1 protein-coding gene is annotated in these 1,688 nt (G+C 68.8%); it reads left to right on the top strand.

Annotated elements, in window-relative coordinates; translation table 11 throughout:
• Positions 1–107 precede the first annotated feature (107 nt).
• Positions 108–1,532, top strand: coding sequence for an IS1380 family transposase (locus tag P3G67_RS35645; protein ID WP_276097223.1), 1,425 nt, complete (start codon positions 108–110; stop codon positions 1,530–1,532).
• Positions 1,533–1,688: the final 156 nt, after the last annotated feature.

The following is a 1,688-nucleotide window of genomic DNA, read 5'->3' as shown; positions in this document are numbered from 1 at the left end:
CTAGCCTCGGCGTTTCGGTTGGAGTGAGGGTGGCCATAGTGTCGTGAATGCGAAAGTGCCTTCTTACCAGGGACGATGAACCTTGCTGAGGGGTTCTGTCGGTCCAGTTGGAAGGCACTTTCTACGTGAAGGCTATCGGTTCACCTCCCAAGGTCCTGGTCTCGGCGGACGGTTCGGGGGTGGTGGGGCATGCCGGGGCACGGCTGCTGACGGATCTCGCTGATGCGACGGGGCTGACGTCCGCGTACGCGAGCGTGCTGCAGCCGCTGCGGCCGCGCGGCACCGGGCATGATCCCGGCCGCGTCGCTGTGAACCTTGCGGTGGTGATCGCCGACGGCGGTGAGACGATCACCGATCTCGCGGTGCTTCGGGACCAGGGCGAGGTGTTCGGGCCGGTGGCATCCACAGCCACCGCCTGGCGGCTGCTCGCCGAGATCGACGACGCGATGCTCGCCCGTCTGCGGTCGGCCCGTGCCCGAGCCCGGGAGGTCGCTTGGATGCAGGCTGCGGAGAAGGGCGAGGGCATACCCGCAGTGCAGGCCGGTGGACGAAAGCTGCCCGGCCTTGTCCTGGACCTCGACGCCACGCTGGTGACCTGCCATTCCGAGAAGCAGGACGCCGCGCCGACCTACAAGGGCGGCTTCGGTTACCACCCGCTGCTGTGCTTCCTGGCCAACACCGGCGGCGCTCTGGCCGGGCGGCTGCGGCCGGGCAATGCCGGGGCGAACACCGCCGCCGATCACATCGCGGTGCTCGACGACGCGCTCGCCCAACTCCCCGACGCCCACCGTCACGGCACCGACCTGCTCATCCGCACCGACAGCGCCGGATGCGCCAAGTCGTTCCTTGCACACATCCGCAGCCTGCGCGAGCACGAGATCCGTACGTTCTTCTCGGTCGGCTGCCCGGTCACCGAGCCCCTCCGCCGAGCGATCCGCGCCGTTCCCGACCGGCTGTGGCACCCGGCCCTCGACCAGGACGGCAGCCTGCGCGATGGGGCCCAAGTCACCGAGCTAACCGGCATGGTCGACCTGACCGGATACCCGGTCGGCACCCGGATCATCGTCCGCCGCGAACGCCCGCACCCCGGCGCCCAACTGTCCCTGTTCGACACCATCGAGGGCCTGCGCCACCAGGTCTTCCTCACTGACACCCCCGTGGCGGGCGGCGGCAGTGCCCAGTTCCTGGAAGTACGTCACCGCGGCCACGCGACCGTGGAAGACCGCATCCGCTGCGGCAAAGAAACCGGCATCGGCCGTTTTCCCTCCCGGCAGTTCGGCATCAACACCGTCTGGCTCGAGTTGTCCCTTGCCGCCAGCGATCTGCTCGCCTGGACGAGGCTACTGCTGCTGGACGGCGAAATGGCCACCGCAGAACCCAAGAAGCTCCGCTACCGGCTCCTGCACGTCGCCGCCCGTCTCACCCGCGGCGGCCGCCGCCTCCACCTGCGTATCTCCACAACCTGGCCCTGGAGAAACGAACTAGCCACGGCCTTCCACCGGCTCGCCGCCCTGCCTCGTCCCACCGGCTGACCCACGCGTCCCTGTCCGCCCACGATCTGAAGGACTTCGGAGACCCCGGCCACCGCGTCGGGCCTTCGGCAGGCCCAGACCACGACACCGGCCCGAACGCCCACAAGTTGACGGACAACACCGACATCCCACGTGAAGCGAAAGAGCGAGGCTAGT

The organism is Streptomyces silvisoli (assembly GCF_029269905.1).
Lineage (GTDB): Bacteria > Actinomycetota > Actinomycetes > Streptomycetales > Streptomycetaceae > Streptantibioticus_A > Streptantibioticus_A silvisoli_A.
This window is presented reverse-complemented; position numbering and strand designations above follow the sequence as displayed.